This window comes from Cytophagales bacterium, assembly GCA_033344775.1.
Taxonomy (GTDB): Bacteria; Bacteroidota; Bacteroidia; order Cytophagales; family Cyclobacteriaceae; genus JAWPMT01.
In genome coordinates, this window is record JAWPMT010000005.1 from 1,591,334 (window position 1) to 1,611,364 (window position 20,031).

13 protein-coding genes are annotated in these 20,031 nt (G+C 42.6%); 8 read left to right on the forward strand and 5 right to left on the reverse strand.

Annotated elements, in window-relative coordinates; translation table 11 throughout:
• The first annotated feature begins 134 nt into the window (after positions 1-134).
• The 3 genes from R8G66_24390 (at position 135) to R8G66_24400 (ending at position 5,604) form a co-directional block, all read left to right on the forward strand.
• Positions 135-2,189 carry an OmpA family protein gene (locus R8G66_24390; protein ID MDW3195538.1) on the forward strand — a complete coding sequence of 685 codons (2,055 nt, stop codon included), beginning with the start codon at positions 135-137 and terminating at the stop codon, positions 2,187-2,189.
• A 91-nt stretch (positions 2,190-2,280) separates the two neighbouring features.
• On the forward strand, positions 2,281-3,813 hold the full coding sequence (locus tag R8G66_24395; protein ID MDW3195539.1) for a hypothetical protein: 1,533 nt from the start codon (positions 2,281-2,283) through the stop codon (positions 3,811-3,813).
• Positions 3,814-4,002: 189 nt separating this feature from the next.
• Positions 4,003-5,604 carry a two-component regulator propeller domain-containing protein gene (locus R8G66_24400; GenBank protein MDW3195540.1) on the forward strand — a complete coding sequence of 534 codons (1,602 nt, stop codon included), beginning with the start codon at positions 4,003-4,005 and terminating at the stop codon, positions 5,602-5,604.
• On the opposite strand, the gene R8G66_24405 is transcribed toward R8G66_24400, so the two are convergent.
• From R8G66_24405 to typA, 5 genes are all read right to left on the reverse strand, one after another.
• A complete protein-coding gene (locus R8G66_24405; protein MDW3195541.1) occupies positions 5,601-7,052 on the reverse strand; it encodes a TolC family protein in 1,452 nt (483 codons plus the stop codon). The two genes, R8G66_24400 and R8G66_24405, sit on opposite strands and share 4 nt — an antisense overlap.
• Positions 7,045-8,394, reverse strand: coding sequence for an ABC transporter permease (locus R8G66_24410; GenBank protein ID MDW3195542.1), 1,350 nt, complete (start codon positions 8,392-8,394; stop codon positions 7,045-7,047). Before R8G66_24410 ends, R8G66_24405 begins: the two co-directional genes overlap by 8 nt.
• A 31-nt stretch (positions 8,395-8,425) precedes the next feature.
• Positions 8,426-9,724 carry an efflux RND transporter periplasmic adaptor subunit gene (locus R8G66_24415; protein ID MDW3195543.1) on the reverse strand — a complete coding sequence of 433 codons (1,299 nt, stop codon included), beginning with the start codon at positions 9,722-9,724 and terminating at the stop codon, positions 8,426-8,428.
• Positions 9,725-9,937: 213 nt separating this feature from the next.
• Positions 9,938-11,797: a peptidase M61 gene (locus R8G66_24420; protein ID MDW3195544.1), complete on the reverse strand. Its 1,860-nt coding sequence runs from the start codon at positions 11,795-11,797 to the stop codon at positions 9,938-9,940.
• Positions 11,798-11,903: 106 nt separating this feature from the next.
• Complete coding sequence (gene typA / locus R8G66_24425; GenBank protein MDW3195545.1) at positions 11,904-13,703, reverse strand: translational GTPase TypA; 1,800 nt, start codon at positions 13,701-13,703, stop codon at positions 11,904-11,906.
• 1,051 nt (positions 13,704-14,754) lie between these two features.
• Here typA and R8G66_24430 point away from each other — a divergent pair.
• From R8G66_24430 to R8G66_24450, 5 genes are all read left to right on the forward strand, one after another.
• Positions 14,755-15,990 (forward strand): hypothetical protein, encoded by a 1,236-nt coding sequence (locus tag R8G66_24430; GenBank protein MDW3195546.1) that lies wholly within the window; start codon positions 14,755-14,757, stop codon positions 15,988-15,990.
• An 87-nt stretch (positions 15,991-16,077) separates the two neighbouring features.
• Positions 16,078-17,088: a histidine kinase gene (locus R8G66_24435; protein ID MDW3195547.1), complete on the forward strand. Its 1,011-nt coding sequence runs from the start codon at positions 16,078-16,080 to the stop codon at positions 17,086-17,088.
• The gene (locus R8G66_24440) at positions 17,085-17,843 is read left to right on the forward strand and encodes a LytTR family DNA-binding domain-containing protein (protein ID MDW3195548.1); all 759 of its coding nucleotides are present in this window, start codon (positions 17,085-17,087) and stop codon (positions 17,841-17,843) included. The genes R8G66_24435 and R8G66_24440 overlap by 4 nt, the downstream gene beginning before the upstream one ends.
• A 433-nt stretch (positions 17,844-18,276) precedes the next feature.
• Entirely contained in the window at positions 18,277-19,491 is a 1,215-nt protein-coding gene (locus R8G66_24445) for a hypothetical protein (GenBank protein ID MDW3195549.1), read from the forward strand.
• Positions 19,488-19,880, forward strand: coding sequence for a hypothetical protein (locus R8G66_24450; protein MDW3195550.1), 393 nt, complete (start codon positions 19,488-19,490; stop codon positions 19,878-19,880). Before R8G66_24445 ends, R8G66_24450 begins: the two co-directional genes overlap by 4 nt.
• Positions 19,881-20,031 lie beyond the last annotated feature (151 nt).

Genomic DNA, 20,031 nt, shown 5'->3' on the forward strand with positions numbered 1-20,031 from the left:
ATTTAAAAAGAAATTCTAACTACTCCAGGGCTTCCATTTTGGATATCCACTTGGAAGGTTCTGTTGAAAATGCTAATTTTCAATGTACCATTGCTCACCTGCAAGCTGATCCGCCTAACTAAAATGCTTGAATTGTGAATGACCTTAGACTGAAATCAGCCCTACTCTTCATTGCGTTTGCTGCATGTACGCACCTGTGCTTAGCGCAAAACGACAAAAAACTTGAAAAACAGTATAACCGGGGCCTGGAGATGCTCTATGACGAAGAATTTGCCAATGCAAAGGCTACATTTGAAGGGATCACAGCCGTAAATCCGAATTACAAGGATGTCCCTTATCGACTGGAAGTAGCCGCTTTCCTTTCCGGTGATAGCAACAGGCCGCTGGATAATCTCCTGAGTTTCCGAACTACCCTGGCAAAAAAGGACAAGTTCTACCACTACTGGCTCGGCCGGGTTTATGTTTCGAAATATCTCTTTGAAGAGGCCATTGGTTCATGGAGTAATTTCCTCCGCAAGGACGTCTACAAGTCCAAAGAAATCCGACAAGAAACCAACGATTTTATCTCCTCGACCCAAACGCTCTCGGACTTTTTTCATGAACATGCAGATTACGTTGTAACACTGCTTCCTGAAACGATTAATACTGAAAAAGCAGAAGTCAACCCTGCATTCAATGTAAGTAACCGACAGTTGTTATATTCCACTTCATCCACTGCAAGTGGCAAAGAAGAATTTGAGATCCGGGGAAGCAATGTGATCAGTGGAGACATTGTCCATAACCTGGAATGGAGTGAACCTGTCAGGATTCCCACCTTAAATAGTATCGAGAAGAACAATACAAGATTCTGCCTCACTTACTGGCAAGATCATGTAGAAGTACTCGTCGCCAAAAACAGCGGCGAGATCTTTGAAAGCCCGCTGATAAATGGTGAGTGGCAAACGAGCGAACGTGCACATCACCAGATCAAATTGGCACACCTGGGGCCGGATTTTACTGTCAATCGAAAGCAGGACCGCATCATTTACAGTTCCTCTAAAGATTTGAAGAAAAGTGGAATGGACCTCTATGAAATCCGTTTCGACTCAGTACAAAATAAATGGGGCGAACCTATCGCAATCTCCAGGATCAATTCAGAATCCGATGAAAGTAGCCCTTTTCTCACCGTCGATGAGAGGACCTTGTATTTTGCCTCGGACGGACATCATGCTCTCGGCGGTTTTGATATCTTTTATTCCAAGTGGGACAAAACCAGTCAGGAATGGGGAGATCCTGTGCAAATGAGTTACCCAATCAATACGCCGGATGATGAAATCCATTTCAAACTTGCAGCGGATGGTGCCAGCGGGTACTTCAGTTCTAATCGAGTATATAGCCGGGGCGATTTTGACATCTTTCATTTTGAAGCGGTCCCTAAACTTCAGATTGCCGGAAATGTCTTGACTAAAAACGATCAAACACCCATCGCAGGAGCAAGTGTAATTTTCACACCTCACCAATACGTCAATGAACGTTACACAGCAAACACCAATGAAGCAGGACTATACGACTTGCAGATCTTCGCCAATGAGCATTACGACATTAAGGTGACTAAAGACGGGAAAGTTTTACTGGAACAAGAAATGAAAGTGGGAGATCAATTTGAAGACAAAATCGATTTCTTGATCGATCCTACCGGCGAGTCATCCATGAATGTGGTGGCCGCAGCAACTCCCTTCACAAAACCTGAAACGCAAAACGTAAGAGAAGGCCTGATTGTAGCACCGCCCAAGAAGGAAGAAACCAAGCCTGCTCCACCTAGCAAACAAATTCCGAATAGAACGCAATTTGCAGCCGGAAGCAAACTATTGGCGGCTAACCTTTATTTCCAAAAAAATTCGAGCCAACTGGTTACTGAATCACGGGCCTTGTTGAAGGAATACCTAAAAACGCTTGAGCGCTACTCCCACATCAAGGTAGAAGCAGGAGGGCACACGGACAGCCTGGGACCTGCGGCTGACAATCTGGCCTTGTCCCTGACCCGGGCACGCATCATTAAAGACTGGCTGACCAAAAATGGCATTGATCCGGATAGGATCTCGATCAAAGGCTACGGGGAAAGTCAACCACTCTCGACCAATGATGATGAAGAAGATGGCCGCGAACTCAATCGAAGGGTAGAGATTCGGGTAATCTCCGCCTCGTTCTAACGCCGGTTTTCTATATTTGACCTAGCATTGTATGTCTTCCGGAGAATAGTTCGTTCTATACTAATTCCGTGATATAGTTTTAGACAGATTCATGAAACACGCATTACGTTCGATCGCCCTTATACTTCCTATATTTCTTGCCTACATTTCTCATGCCCAGGAAACCGCATCGGAACTCTACGATTTTGGTAAAATCTATGAAGAGCGGGGAGAATTCGATAAAGCACTGGAAAATTATCTGGCAGCGAAAGAAAAGAAAAATTCCATTCGCGCTGTGAATTACAAGATCATGGCACTGGAAATGGCTTTGGGTGAACGTCGGGAGGAACCTTTGGATCAGTTATTAGAATCTCGGGAAACCGATGGCAGAAAAGATGAATTGTATCTCTACTATCTTGGCAAAGCATACGACTACCGTTACGAATTTCAAAAAGCAAGCGACAGCTATGAATCACTACTCAATGGCGCTCGTTCTTTGTCTAATACACATGAGGAGATTGTGAAGGAAGCTTTGGCACTGACTCAAAGAAAGATGGAAGCATTTGCCAATCCGGATAATTACGAAATCCAGCAATTACCAGCTCCCATTAACTCGCCATTTGCCGACTTATCCCCTACTTACTTCAAAGAAAAACATGAGCTGCTGTTTGCTTCTTCTCGCTCATCCTATGAAGGAGATGAAAAATTTGACATCTATCACGCCAAAGGCGATGCCGCCGACTGGTCGAACATCTCGACAGTACCGGTGTTAGGTCAATTTGATCGACAGACCGCTAACATTGAAGTAGTAGATGAAGATGGAAAACTGTTCCTGTTCAATCCAGCCAAAGGGGGCGATTTGTTCTTCAGCGAAACTGTGAACGGCTCGTGGCAGATCCCTACTGAATTTGACTCCAAGATCACTAGCACGCATCTGGAATCTCATTTCTTCATCAATGAGCATGAGGATCGGATCATCTTCGCTTCAGCGAAAAATGCCAAGAAAACCGGATTGGACCTCTATCAATCTTTCAAAGATCCCGAAACTGGAAAATGGACCAAGCCTGCTCCCTTTGCCAATATCATTAACAGTGAATATGACGAGGACAGTCCTTATCTGACACATGATGAAAAAACTTTGTATTTCAGCTCCAATGGACATGATGGGATCGGAGGCTATGACGTATTCAAAAGTGAATTTGATGAAGCTACCAGTACCTGGTCAGAACCTGAGAATTTGGGTTTTCCCGTTAATTCGCCAGAAGATGAAATACATTTCAAGATCAATGCCGATGGGAAATCAGGCTATTTCAGTTCGAACCGTCTGCATACAATGGGTGACTTTGACATATATTTCTATTTTGAGATCAGCAAAGTAAAGATTGAAGGAAAGGTATTTGACGAAGCTTCTAAACGATTGCTCTCAGACGTAGAGGTCGTTTTCACTCCTTCGAAGTACGAAGATGAAAAGTTCAGGTCCAATACCAGCGGACGAGGCGTTTACCAAATGGAGATCATCTCAGATGAAACGTATTATGTAGAGATCAAAAGAGGTGATGAGGTGATCTTTACAGATGAATTTGAGATCCATGAGGTAGGTGGAGAGTACGCTACTACTCACATCAAGGATTTCATAATCCGATGATCAAGATTTAAATGATCATGTAGCCGGCTAATAGTAGGTCTGCAATCTTACCTCAGGGTATTTTTACTACCAAGGATGACTGGTAAATGTTATCATTGCGTTCTCATTAAGTTGTAATACACGACTAATAATCGTTATTACTCAGAAAACCTGCGTCGGAAAAGGTGAAAGCTTAAGAGCTAAATTATCTTGGTAAGATCGACGAATACAGGGAGAGAACAATTCATTCTCTTAGCTAAAGAAATAGGTATACCCTTTATCCTATTTTTTCTGTCATGCACTTTCCTGCATATAACTTCCTTCGGACAAAGTGTACCTCCTGATCTCAAATTCAGAAAGTACGGACTAAAAGAAGGGCTATCTCAAGTCACTGCACGTTGCATGCAGGAAGATCAAACTGGATACATGTGGATTGGGACACAAGAAGGGCTCAATCGTTTTGACGGCTCAGGTTTCAAGGTGTTTAGACATAACCCTGATGACGAAAAAAGCCTTTCGAGTAGTTTCATTTATGATTTGTTGGTAGACAGCCAAAATCGCCTTTGGGTAGGCACAAATGCAGGGATTAATCTTTATAATGATACCCTACAGCAATTTTTGAATTGGCGGCATCAAACAGATGAAAATAATTCTTTAAGCGACGATCATGTATTGTCTCTATTTGAAGACAGTCAGCAAAGAATTTGGGTGGGCACTTCAAACGGACTCAATCTCATAGACCCGATCAGTGGCACTTTCCGCCGGTATGTCTATGATGAATCAAAGCCTGGTACCATCAGCAATAATCATATTAATTCAATTGTTCAGGACGAACAAGGTAACCTTTGGATCGGCACCAATGACGGGCTGAATAAATTCAATCCTAAAAAGGGGACTTTTAAAGTCCATCGTCATCAAGCAGAAAAGCCAGAAACTTTAAGTGATAATCGCATCAAAAGTTTGTTCATCGATCATGAAGGCATTTTATGGATTGGTACACGCGAAGGTTTGAACAGCATCGATATGGCCAATGGCAGGATCAAACGATTCACGCACGATCCCGATCAAACTCATTCGATTAGTGATAATGATATATCAGTAATTTTCGAAGATCATCAGAAAAAGCTGTGGATTGGGACCGGGAATGGAGGCCTTAACCTTTTCAACAAAAATACCTCACACTTCTCAAGATACCAGTATGATCCCCGAGATCCCTACTCCTTAAGTAATAATACTATATGGAGTATCCTGGAAGATCGTGATAAGAACCTATGGGTGGGCGTATCCGCCAAAGGTGTCAATTTCCACGATCGACAAACCGAGCGATTCAAACACTACAAGCATGTGCCTGAAGATGAAAATTCATTACTTCACAACTCCGTAAGAGCAATCTTGCGCGATAAAACGCATCAACTTTGGATTGGAACTTTTGAGGGCATAAGTGTTTACGGTGTTCGGACAGGAAAAAGTAGAAGATTCCAGCATGATCCGAAAGATCAGAATTCACTTGACGCGAATTACGTTTTATCCATCTTTCAAGATCTCGATAATCGCATTTGGGTAGGAACTTCCCGAGGGCTGAACCTTTATGATGCCGAAAAGCTGGAAGTATTCAAAAAACTGAGCGAACAACCTACGCCGTTACCCAATTCAGACTTGATTCCTTACTTTCAATCACTTATTCCTGATTTGGACACCTACGCCATTGCTGAAAGTCACTTGAAGAAAGTCATCAAATGGTACTTCCTGATCGGTGAGAAGTTTGGTCTTGAACTGATCAATGAAGAAGAGGAAGGCTTACAGATCATTTAATCTTCTTCCGCAGTGTACAACAATTCGCTGTTCACAAAATCATATAACGTCAATCGTCTTAATTCAAAGTAAGAAGTCCAGAAGCTGCGCAAGGCAGCGATATAGCTTCTTCGTGCCGCATCCTTTTCCGTCAGGGCAATGTTGAGGTTGGTAATGTCGATCTTCCCGATCAAATAACGATTTTGTGCGACCAGATAGCGCTCCTGCGCCACCTCATCCGATTTTTTAGAAATGGCGATCTGGCTCCGCAACACTTCGAATTGCTTCACCTGCGTAATTACTTCTTGTTCAAAATTTTGTTCTTCCTGACTAATGACAAACTCTGTCAATTGCTGGTTAGCAAGAGCTGTTTTACGGCTGGCTTTGTTTCTCCCCCAGTCAATCAATGGCATACTGAGTGTCACATTGACCCGCTGCTGATTGTTTGGATCGTTGTAACTATCATTGAATGTTTCACCTGCGGCGTTTAGGCCAAACGCTGCTGAAAAATTGGCCGAAAAACGATCTGCTTTTGCCCTTGCTACTTCTCGTTGCGCCTCCGTCCGTCTTCGCTCGAATGCCAGAAAATCTGCTCTGTTAGCTTTAGCATATGTCAACGCCTGACCTTCATTGGGTGTAAATTCAGGAAGCTCTTCAGGTAATTGAAGCTCAAACGCTTCTCCTGGAGTGAGCCCCAGGTAAGTGATCAAAGCCAGGCGACTTGTTTCAAGATCAAGCCGCGCCTGAGCTACATCTTGTTGAGAACGCAATAATTGCAACTCTACTTGCAGCAACTTGTCCTTGGAGGTTGTTCCAATATTGTATCGACCCTGCTCGATGTTATAGATCGTATCATTGTTGGCCAGGTTAAAGGAGGAAATCTCCAGATTGACCTGAGCATCCAGATAGTCAAAGAAGCGATTGACGGATTGTTGGGAAATGAATTCCAGTTCTTCAACGTATTCCCTTTTGGACTCTTCGTACCGCAATGGCTCAGTCCTCTGTGCCCATTTCAACTCATTGAACGCAAACAAAGGCTGATCCAAACGAACATTGATCAAGGTCGTATTCCATTGCGTGAAGTCTCCAGTAATGTCGTTAAATTGATTCAAAAAAGAGTTCACGGAAATATTTCCCCCACTAAATGCCAATGGCTGTTGTAGTCCCAATCCCAAATTAGAATTGGTTTGCTCCCGACTTTGAAACACGATCTGACCATTGTCCTGTCGGTTGCCAAAAAAGTCGCGGTTATAATCAGGCAATCCACCAAACAAGCTCAGCTGCGGATTGTAATCCGACTTGAACAACCGGTATTGCCAGTATCGGTTTTCTTTTCTGGTTTCCGCCTGTTTCGATGCGGGTGACTGGCTTTTTGCCTGCTCAATAATATCGATCAGGCTATATTGTTTTTGTGCATGAAGTGCGAGGCTCACACATAGCAAGCATGCACAAAGAAAAAACTTACTCATACCTTAAAGATTGTATAGGATCTTGATTAGCTGCTTTTCTGGCCGGAGCAATACCAAATAAAAGACCTACTGATGCGGCCACTCCGAAGGAAATTAATATCGAAAGAAAGGACACAATGGTTGGAATTTCAGCAATTTGACTGACCAAATAGGCCATTATCACACCCAGGATGATACCGATCAAACCACCTGCCACACTGATCATCATGGCTTCAAACATGAACTGATTGACAATGTCCGATTTTTTGGCCCCCAATGATAGACGTAAACCTATTTCTTTGATTCGCTCCAACACGGAAGCCAGCATGATATTCATGATACCGATCCCGCCAACAATAAGCGAGATACCCGCAATCGCACCCAAAACATAATTGAAAATATCCTTGGTCCGCTGTTGCTGTTTCAATAATAATTCTGGTATTTCAATTTCATAGTCCACCACATCGTAATGCTTTCGCTTCAACATTCTGGAGATGGTTTCTGCCGAAGAGCCAAGCGTTTCGGTATTTTCCACTTGCACCACCAATCGATCCAACTGGTGGTAATTGACAGCTGGCTTATCACCACCCTCATCATTCCTTCCTGAGCTACGATTGGCGATATTGATCATCTTTCTGGTCACCAGGTCCCGGTTTTTATAACGGATCAGCACTGTATTCAAAGGAGTGTACACATCCATGTTGTAATCTCGGATTCCGAGACTACTAATACTACGATTACTGATCAACCGCTGTTCCAGAACGCCTATTATGGTCAGCCATTGATTGCCACATTTAATGGCTTTACCAATCGGATTCTCCGTAGGGAAAAATTTAGTCTTGATCGATTTTCCAATGATGCAAACTGGCAAACCTTTCTCTAAATGTGTCACATTGAATTTATTTCCGGATTCCAGTTGGAAATTGAAAATATCAAAATAGGCATTTTCCACGCCCACGACCTTTGCGGACCTTCGAATTCCTGACTTGATGATGTAAGTTTCGAGCAATATTTCAGGGCTGATACTAGTGACTCCAGGGACTATCTGCTCGATAGAAGCTTTGTCTTTCAAGGAAATACCCGGCGAAAACTTTTCCTTTTTCTCGCCACCTTCCTCGTCTTCGTTTACATTTTCTTCCGTTTGCTCAACCACCGGAGTAATCACGATGTTGTTCAAGCCAACGAGCTTGATCTGTTCCAGAATTTCCTGTTGAGCACCATTACCTATGGCTAGCATGGCAATCACCGCGGACACACCGAATATAATACCCAGCGCGGTGAGGATCGATCTCACTCTATTGGCCAGAACGGCTTCAAGAGCAATATATAGATTGGAGAGTAACCTCTCTTTGTCTTTGAACATGTGTTCGGTTTAGGTGAGTCAGAATAGGAAATTAGAGCGATTGAGATACCGTAGCACCTCTATTCCGCTTTCCATTAAGTTCACTAAGCAACTCTACCTTATCATCTTCATAGCCTTGAGGTGAAGACAAATAGATTTGGTCATCTTCGTTAATACCCGCATCAACTATCACTTCATTGGCATTGGCCTGACCTAACATCACTTCTTTCTTAACGATATTTAAGCCATTCTTTACATAAACATAGGTGATCGAATCATTCTGGCTATGCAAGCACTCCAAAGGTATGAAGAGTGCTTCATCTACCGTATTGACGAGGATTTTATTACTGGTGGTCATTGCTGGCTTGATGAGATCATCGGCCTCATTCACCTCAATATCTACCTGAAAGACTTTTGCGTCAGAATTGGGACGTTGCTCACCTACATTCGCCACTTTCACTACTTTTCCAGACAGTCGCTTATCCGGGAATGCATCCAGACCAATGATCACATCCTGGCCTTGTTGAATTCTTCTGATGTCCACTTCATTCACGAAGGTCTTTGACATCATTTTTGATAGATCGGGAAGTGTCGCCACAACTGGATCCCACGCCCCAATCTGAGAACCTTCTTTGATCGGAGAACCGCGCCAGTCTTTCTTATAGATCAGCATGCCATCCTCTGGTGCAAGAATGGTAAAGTCTCGCTCTAACTGTTGTAGACCTTCCAATTGGTTGCTTACCTGCCGCTGGTCAGCGGCCACTTCAGACATCTTTGCAATGTTCTGCTGATGCTTGATCTTATAATTTTCTTTCGCCTGATTCAGCGCTCTTTTGGCTTTCTCCAGTTCAATTTCCGCTTTTTGAATTTGGGCTGGTGGCTCGAATTGAGACTGATCCAGGATCAGTTGTTTCTCTGTTACCGCATAGTCCAGATTGATGAGGTTATCTCTGGATTCCCGCATTTGCAACGTGGTATCCAACTTCGTCTGAATGAATTGCGAACTTACTTTCTGCAATTCAAGGTTGGCTTCGTTCAGTTTATTCCGTACTTCGGAAGGGTCCAGGTTGGCCACGCGCTGGCCTTTTTTCACATATGTTCCTTCGGGAATAATGCTTTGGATGGTTACATTCCAGATGTGGTGGTTTCTGAGGGTACTGGGCCCAAAAATTTTAACTGAATTTTTGGCTTCCAATTCGCCAGTAGTGGTGACATCCACAGTAAATGGACCCTTTTTAGGTGTAATGATCAGTCCGCTTTCAGCACCGGACGCACCTCCTCTAACAATAAAAAATACGGCCACTACCAGTACAAGGCCAATTGAGAGTTGAATTATTCTCCTCTTAGTCATTTGAAATTTGGTTAAGTAGTATTGTAACTTATACTGCTTATCACAGCAAAGGTTACTGAATTAACTTTTAATTAACCAATAAAGTATTTGAGAGGTCTGTTAAAGTTTCCTAAACAGCATTTTCTTCACTCTGGATGAGCAATCGAACTTACCACTCTTTTTCAAACAATTTGATTAGTTAGTAAGAACTTATAAAGGAAAGCTGACTGAATGCTAATTTGCATTCAACCAGCTATCTCTTAAGTATTGTTGATCTTCTGAAGGATTTTCAGTGAACTTCAGAAAGTGGCGCTCTGTGCGGGTAGTCTTGACGGATTTGGCTTTTAGTTTTAAGCGCTTTCTCTTGCCATTGACCTCTCGATAAACTTCAACCTTGACCTTGTCTCCTTCTTCCATTCCCTCACCATAACTTCCAAGTACACGCTCGATCGTAGCTAGTGAAATTTCCTCACCATTGATGGATTTCAACACATCACCTTCTTCATAACCCATGGCTTTGCCGAAATCATTCATACTTGCGGTTGTGGTAACAAATATTTCTCGGTCCTCATTCACGTTCAAACCAATTTGCCCCAAACTAAAGGTCTCAACCTGACGCTCTGGTTCATAGTCAATACCGGCCCACCGCAAGTACTCTTGCAATGGTAATTCTTCTTCTCCCGAGACATAAGTGCGTAGAAAATCGCCAATCTCAGGATAGGTCAAGGCTACAATCTCATCGAACAGCTTGTCATCTTCAAATGACTTTTCAGGTCCGTATTTTTCAGCCAGGTCTCTCATCAGATTTTGCAAATCGTATTTACCATCCGACAATTTCAGCAGCTGTAAGTCCAGACACATACCAATCAAGGCGCCTTTATAATAAACATTGCTGTACATGGGCTCATACTTCTCCTCAAGGATTCGTTCACTCATGACCGTGAAGGGAACATCTTTCGGAAACTGATCTCGTGTGCGCATTTTATCCTGAATTTCTTCAAGAAACTTATCTCCATCATAAAGACCATACTTTGCCTGCACATGCATCGCTGCATATTCGGTACATCCTTCATATAGCCACAAGTGCTTGGACATCTTAGGATCGATGTAATCGAAATTCCCGATTTGCTCCGAATGGATATTCAATGGTGTAACGATATGGAAAAACTCATGTGCCGCCACATCTCTGACCGTTTGACCGATCTGATCTGCTCCACCTTCGGGCAAACTATACACGGAAGAATAAGAGTGCTCCAATGCGCCCATGGCTCCAGACAAGGTCGGACCATCCAACAGGTAGATGAGATAAGCATAACGTTCCACTGGCAACTCACCTCCCAGGTATTTGCTTTGTGCTTCCATCAGATCAGATATCTTGTCCATCACGTCTTGAGCAGACAAGGCCTTATTCGGTGAAAACACCGATACCAGAATCTCTGCATTGGCCAACTTTTTGGTCGCAATGTCCGGAACAGAATACATTAATGGTCCATCTGCAAGGAAATTGAAATCGCGTGCCGTGTATGTATCTGTAGTCTCCGTGGAGCCGACCTTCTCGAGTGCCGTGGCACCTTCGACTTCTTCTTTATGCGAAATAGTCAGCTCATAAGGATGGAATTTGTGCCCTTTGAAATACCCGACAAAACCAAATGTATTGATCACGAAAACATTGCGCTCCGGTTCAATATTGGTCCCGCCTGGCTCAAATACGATATTCTCAGAACCGCCATCATACGCTTCAAAAGCATCGAAGGTATCGTGTACTTTATACGTCAATTTGGCCAAAGCCCGAGCATTCGATATTTGCCATTTATTGGTAGACACTTTATTGACTTCCAAAGCACCTCCTTCCGAATCGAATGCCTGAAAGTCCACAACAAATCGACCGAAATCAGAAATAGAATAGGTTCCTGGAACGATTTTCGCCATGTGATATTCGGCGACATCTTCTTCCATTTTTGGTGGAATAATCGTCACTTTGACCTGATCGTCAATGACATTTATCAAATCCAGTGAAACCTGATATTTAGCCTCCTGTCCATTAGCCAGACCGACCTGGACCAGGATGGCCAGTAAAAAGAAAAGCTTACGCATTTTTAAATATGAGTTTTTGATCTAGAACGTAAGATATGGCTTGTATTGCTACAAGGAATCTAATTTTCTTTAGAAGGACACTACTTCCCGCCAATGGCTGTCAAAATCAGGCGAAACTGTTCTTTTTCCGATCATGCTCGCTCAGATAGATCTTACGCATACGCATGGACTGTGGCGTCACTTCCAGGTATTCATCCTTCTGAATGTACTCGAGGGCTTCTTCCAGTGAAAACTTTCTGGCAGGCGCAATCTTCATGTTATTATCAGATCCGGACGCACGCATGTTGGTCAGTTTTTTACCCTTTTGGATATTCACCACCAGGTCATTATCTCTGGAGTGCTCTCCAATCACCTGACCGGTGTATACGTCCACACCCGGATCCACAAAAAATACGCCTCGATCCTGCAACTTGTCAATTGAGTACGGAGTTCCGGGGCCATTCTCCATAGAAATCAGCGATCCGTTGATTCTTCCGGCAATGTCACCTTTGAATGGGGCGTAGCCTTTGAATCGGTGCGTCATGACCGCCTCACCTGAAGTAGCCGTAAGCATGTTATTTCTCAATCCAATGATACCACGAGCTGGAATGTCGAACTCCAGGTGTTGGATATTGCCTTTAGGCTCCATGATGGTCATCTCCCCTTTTCTGGTCGTTACCATTTCAATCACCTTTCCCGAAAATTCCTCGGGCACATCAACCACCAGGTGCTCAATGGGCTCGTTCTTTTGACCTTCGATCTCTTTGAACAACACCTGAGGCTGGCCTACTTGCAGTTCATATCCTTCACGTCGCATGGTCTCAATCAATACAGACAAGTGCAGTACCCCTCGACCAAACACATTGAATTTATCCTCAGTATCTGTTTCTTGCACACGTAGGGCAAGGTTTTTCTCAAGTTCCTTCATGAGGCGATCCCGCAAGTGACGAGATGTCACGAACTTACCTTCCTTACCGAAGAATGGTGAATCGTTGATCGCAAACAGCATACTCATAGTAGGCTCGTCAATGGCAATTCGTGGCAAGACCTCCGGGTTTTCTAAATCAGTTACTGTATCTCCGATATCAAAATCTTCCAGACCAGTAATCGCACAGATATCTCCCGAGATCACTTCCTCTACCCGGCGTTTGCCCAATCCTTCAAAAACATGCAGCTCTTTGATCTTTATACGTTTCAAAGAACCATCTCTTTTACTCAAGCCCAGTTGCTGACCTTCTTTCAGTACGCCCTGATAAACCCTACCAATGGCAATTCGCCCTACGAAAGAGGAAAAATCCAGGGAAGTGATCTGCATCGCAGGAACACCTTCTTTGACGGGTGCTGAAGGAATGTCTTTAATGATCTGATCCAGCAATGGGAAGATATTGTCGGTAGGATTTTGCCAATCCTCACTCATCCATCCGTGTTTGGATGAACCATAGAGCGTAGAAAAGTCCAGTTGCTCTTCTGAAGCATCGAGAGAGAACATTAAGTCGAAAACGGCTTCATGTACTTCATCAGGACGGCAGTTCTCCTTATCTACTTTATTGACCACCACGATTGGTTTCAATCCAAGTGACAAAGCCTTGCTCAATACAAATCGTGTTTGAGGCATGGGCCCTTCAAATGCATCCACCAACAAGATCACTCCGTCGGCCATTTTCAGTACACGTTCTACCTCACCACCGAAATCGGCGTGACCAGGGGTGTCAATGATATTGATCTTGATCCCTTTATAATTGACGGACACATTCTTGGAAAGGATGGTAATTCCTCGCTCGCGTTCCAGGTCATTGTTATCCAAAATCAATTCGCCGCGTTCTTCATTTTCCCGAAGAACCTGAGAGGCATAGATGATCTTGTCAACCAGGGTCGTTTTACCGTGATCAACGTGGGCAATAATGGCCACATTTCGAATGTCTTGCATGATGCTATTCAATTGAGCCGCAAAATTAGCTACTCCTATGGAGAAATCATTCAATTCCGCAAAAACACAACAGAAACATCACTTACATGCAACGAGAGTACATTTTCAGCGTATGTCAAGGTGAATTAAAGGAAAAATGTCAGTTTTTTGAGCAAATGACACTTCTGTTATCACATTTGACTTATTTGGAATTATTGAATGAATATTTCATTGGAAAAAAATTTTAACATTTTTCGCAGAATAATATAACTAATTGTAAAAATTCCCCGTAGAAATATATGGATATCATCCAATTGTTCAACCTCTAAAATTTACTACTATGACTGTGATAGTGATTACTGCTACTATTATTGGCCTTGTTGTCCTCTCCCTAAGGCCAAACGCTTCCGTCCAAGGAGGTCAAATCAATTTCGAAGCTTTGTTTTCAGGAACAATGGGTAAACAGTACTCGATGGTACGAATATCGTCGAATAAATCGTCTGTAAATTAATTGCTCCCAAAACAGCGCTAAACGCAACAACTAAAACAAACAACGACTAGAGGAATCTTAGAAGTGGCTGTCTCAACTATGAACCTAAAACCAGAGTGAGGCTGCCCTTTTTTTATACCCTTTAAAAAAACAGCCTCTTTCTTTCGTTGCTTATTTGGCGTTTTTTATCAACAGGTAGACAGCCCGTTTCAGTTACCATTTCAACATCCCTATATCCGGGTTCGATAGTAGACGAGGGGATTTATTCTCAAGTCCCGCCAACAGCCACTTACTTACCAGATTAATATTCATCAATTATCGTTTCCTGGAATAAGCTCCCTCCAGGACGAGAAAGGTAGCTTTTTCAATCATTAATTACTTATTCACTCCTTTAATTTGACTGGTAGAGCTCTAATATAAATTCCTATTAATTGATAGGGCCCAAATTACTGGGTGACATTTCGGTCCTTTTATATCCGGTTTCGGTCATAGGAAATGCGTACTTAGAGAAATCACCTTTTCTTTTTCTATATTCCGTTCGTTATTTGGATCATGGAAAAAGCGCAGTTGACAAATAAGAGCATGAGAACAGTTCTGATCATTATCGGAAACATCATTGCCTTGTTGATCTTAATTGGTGCAGCCAACGCACAGGAATCATCGGGGTACATTTATGGAACCGTAACTACCTATAGTACATCTTACACTGGACAGATCAGATGGGCAGATGAAGAGGCCTATTGGAATGACTACTTCAATGCCTATAAAATGGGTGATGAATATTACGAGTCCATCTTGTCAGAAAAAGGTGACAATAAAAAAGATGGTGACCTGTGGGATGATGTTGACTTCTTTGATTTTGCCAGTATTTGGGAGAATAAGCACACAAGCCGACATGAATTCCGAACTCAGTTTGGCAATATCGCTGCGCTCGAACCCAGAAGCCGTGGAAGAGTTCGACTGACGCTGAAAAATGGACAAGAGATCGATCTTAGTGGATCAGGAACAAATGATGTGGGTACCACTGTAGTAGTATTCGACAATGAACTTGGAGATGTTAAACTTCCCTGGGATAAGATCGAAAAAATTGAATTCGCCGGAGCCCCACGAAACTTCGAGCCTTCTGGTGGTGGGCCGCTCTATGGCACTGTTGAAACATTCAGAGGGTCTTATACAGGATATGTACAATGGGATCATGACGAGCGCCTTGGCAATGACATCCTGGATGGTGACAACCGAGATGGAGACGTAAAGATTGCTTTCAAACACATCAAATCCATCGAAAGCCGTGGCAACAGCTGTAAAGTTGTCCTCAACTCCGGGAGAGAATTCAGATTAGACGGATCTAATGATGTCAATAGCGGCAATAGAGGAATCATTGTAACCGTACCGGAAATCGGAAAAATCGACATCCCCTGGAAGGTATTTGATCGTGTAGAGTTTGAAAAAACCAAAAACACGCGTGACGCTTACAATAACTATAAAGCTCCAAAAGGCTTGAGAGGAACTGTTGAAACTTTCAGAGGTGAAAAGTTCAGCGGTAGAATTGTCTATGATGTAGACGAAGCCTGGGAAGTTGAAACGCTTGATGGCAATGATGAATCGATTGAATACAAAATACCTTTTGATAAAATCGAAAGCATCACACCAAAGAACAGTTATTACAGCATGGTTCAGCTCCGAAGTGGAGACCGGGTATTACTGGGAGATTCTAACGATGTGAATTCCAGTAATAAGGGCATCATCATTTTCGTCAGTGGAAATCGGGAGCCTGTCTACATTAAATGGAGAGATGTTGAAAGTGTGAGCTTCGACTGATCGAAATAAATGCTATACTTTAGAATCCAGAGGTTCCTTCGTTCGAGGAACCTCATTAGTTTTAAGGCTTAGTCGAACCCATCAACTTTGTTCAAGAAAAAAAACCTTATTTGGATCCTTGGCCTGGTAGTCGTCTCTGTTCTGGTCTACCTGGGAGAGCTTGATCCGGAAAACTTCGCCTACCTGACTTCAGGATGGATCCTGTTTATACTGATCCTGCTTTGGCTTGGTAACCAAACCATCACTCGTTTTTTCGATCGCAAGTATTCCTGGGTAAAATATGGACGGAAACGATTCTTCTTTCAACTCGTCAGCGGCATCCTCTTTTCATTGATCATTATCAATGGCGCCTATCTCATTTTTAAATACCTACTTACAGATGAGCCGCCCATTGCCTCACAGATCATTCTAATGAATCTTTGGGCATTTATCCTGATCATCCCTACCTATTCGGTTTATTTCGGACTGCACTTTTTACGCAGCTGGCAACAGTCCACCATCGAGGTAGAACGATATCAAAAAGAAACGATGATCAGCCAGTTGACCAATCTAAAAAATCACCTGGATCCACACTTCCTTTTTAACAACCTGAACATTCTTTCCTCGCTCATCGACAAAGACACAGACCTCAGCCAGGAATTTCTGGTTCGCTTTGCCCAGGTTTACCGTACGCTGCTGCTCAACAAAGGAGAAGACCTTGTGACCTTGGAGGAAGAATTGGAATTCATCCAGTCCTATATTTTCCTGATCGAAACGCGATTTGAAAACAACATTCAGTTTGCGATCGACATTCAGCCAGACGCTTATGATGAAATGATCCCACCATTGACGATCCAAATGTTGATTGAAAATGCGATCAAACACAACATTATTACGGAAAGTCGGCCGTTGAGCATCACCATCGCATCGAATGGAGAGCGATTGCACGTGAGTAATACACTTTACGAAAAAGCAGAAGACTTAAAGAGTCGTTCAGGCACTGGATTAACGAACATCAAATCAAGGTTCAAATACTTTTCTGATGAGGAGTTGGTAGTACACAAATCGGAGGACGAGTTCAGGGTAAGTGTACCTTTACTTAAAATAGAGACTTTATGAGGGTATTGATCTTAGAAGACGAAACGCTGGCAGCTGACAGGATCAAAAAGATGATCCGTGAAATCGATGATTCCATCGAGATATTAGCCGACATCAAATCCATAGAGGAAGGCCAACGCTGGTTTGAATCAAATGACGAACCGGATCTGATCATCAGCGATATCCGATTGTTGGATGGTCTCAGCTTTGACCTGTTCAAGAAAGTTAAGATTGAAGCTCCCGTCATCTTCACTACAGCTTACGACCAGTATGCCATCAAAGCCTTTGAGGTCAACAGCATTGACTACTTGCTCAAGCCTATTCAAAAAGAGAAACTCCAAACGAGCATAGAGAAACACATCAGGCGTACGCAAGACAATAAATTTCCAGCGGACTTTAGTAGCTTGTACGACCTGATCCAGGCACAAAAAAAGGCATTCAAAACGCGGTTCATGATCAAAGCGGGACAGAAGATCCTTGCTTTACCTGTAGAAAAGGTGGCATACTTCTTCAGCCAGCACAAGTTGACTTATGCGGTAACCAAAGAAAACAAAAAGTACCCTATAGACCAGCCGTTGGAAATCGTGGACAGTCAACTGGATCCCAAGCAGTTTTTCCGAGCGAATCGACAGTACATCATCAGCATCGATTCCATTGGAGAGATCCATCCTTATTTCAAAGGACGCATGAAAGTAACCCTGACTCCAGAGGCCGAAGACGAAATCACGATTTCATCAGAGAGAACGCCGGAATTCAAGATTTGGCTGGATATGTAATAGCTATTTTTCTTTATAAAAAGAACGATAACCGTCCTCCGGATCAATACGGAGGAATTAACCCCTACAGTCCATCTTTATGATATCCCGATTCGGTCAGGCAATGGCCCATCTCGTCGGAAAACCCTTTTTCACACCTTTATATTGATGCATCTTTGAATCGTCAAACATTCATACTGATTGCTTGACAAGGTCAGTACTCAACTAGAGGTTAGAAACTCGAAATAAAGAATTGTAAGCGTGAAGATTGGTCCCTTCACGCTTTTCTTTTTTCCTGGTATTTTCAACATACTTTTTCTAATCAAAAACCTTTCCTCGAACAACGCAATTTTTAGCGGGAGGAAGAAATTCACAACGAATTACCTCCAAAAAAACATCAACTCATTCTACCTTTGGCATATACAGCTATTTGCACAGCAAAGGAAACATTACAATGAAAGCGAATATTCTTACGATCATCGTGTCGATGGTCCTTATTTCCAATTCTTGGGGACAATCCGTTTATAGAGACGGGTATATTATTGACCAACAGGGGGATACAACCTTGCTGAAGATCAAAGATCGATTTATAAGTAAACGAGATTTTGTTATCGTCGAAGAGCAAGGGGTTCAAAGAAAAATTCCTGCAGAACAATTAAAGTACCTCCAAATTTTCGGAGATCGTCTGTTCAAAATTGATTCATCAAAATTCTATCAAGTCCATATTCACGGCCCTATTTCACTATATCAATACAACGGATTCCTATGGGCGGAGAAAGACCACCAAAAAACAAAACTCAAAACAGAAATCGCAACTAAAAAAATTCATGGCTTGACCAAGGAGGTTTTTATTCCGGTATGGAGAAATGCATTAGCGAGATTAACCGGAAGTTGCATCTCCATCGAGGAGTATCATGAATTAAGTGTAAATGACCTCATTGAGATTCTGAGTGCCTATTATGCATGTTCAGATGAACCACACAAAATCATAAAACTTGCCAAAACAAAACATGGTCTAACCTTTCGTTTCGGGGCTAACGCAACCCAATCCATTATCAATGTGAAGAAACAAGAACAACTATTCGAGCCTTCAGCTATTTTCCGAGACCTAGACGGCATTCCATTTACTACTCCGAAAAAATATTATTCCACTGACCAGTACTACGATGTTTCCCTGGCCATAAATCTCGACAGAAGAAATGAATTCTTTCTTCAGTCAGGATTGATCTTTGGTTCCTCTACTTATTCTGGCATTCAGGAGTTTGCAAGCGACAACAAAAGATTCGTCAGTAGACTAAGTTACGATGCGGTTTCCATTCCCTTGAAGCTTGCTCTTCAGTTTGGTTCGGAAAAATTCAAGCTCAATGGGGGCATAGGTATTTTTTACTCCAAATTCTCTAATATCAACACCTTACTTATTGAGGAATCAACGACAGATTACGGCCGAGTAACACGTCGATTAAATGACGCTCTGAAGATTCATAATTCTCTTCTGGGTTATTCCGCTGAAATTGGTGGAAGTTATCATTTCGGCTCTTTCCAAACCGGCCTTCTACTAAGGTATTCTTTGCAAAACGGAATTGCTCCGAAACCTGCACTAAGTGCCACATACATCCAACAATCCGCACAACTATTTTTCGGCTACACCCTTAATTCATCCAAGAAATGAAACGACTAATCTTTTTATTACTCATCGTGTTCTGCGCATGTAAAGATTCAGGTGAGTTAGATATCCAGCCATATCCATATCTTGTAATCTCAAAATTCACTATTAACTCACCGGAAAACGTCACGGTTGATGCTCGTTTTATTCAGTTAGGTACTGATCCCATTTTAAGACATGGCTTTGTTTGGCACTGGACGCAACAAACTCCTCATTTGAATGAACTCAATAATGACGGTTTTTTTGAAATGGATTCTCCGCCGACAGACACAAATATCTCTCAAGAAATATCACATCAATTTCTACAAAATCAAGTGTACTTCTTTCGATATTACACCATGAGTGCGACTGATACAACTTACTCCGGTTCTGCTTCTGTTATCCCTAATCCCTGAGCAAAAGATTACCCGCTGCCCTTCAAAGATTCCATCTCTACCATATCCCGATTCGGTCAGGCAATGGCCCATATCGTCGGAAAACCCTTTTTCACACCTTTATATTGATGCATCTTTGAATCGTCAAACATTTATACTGATTGCTTGACAA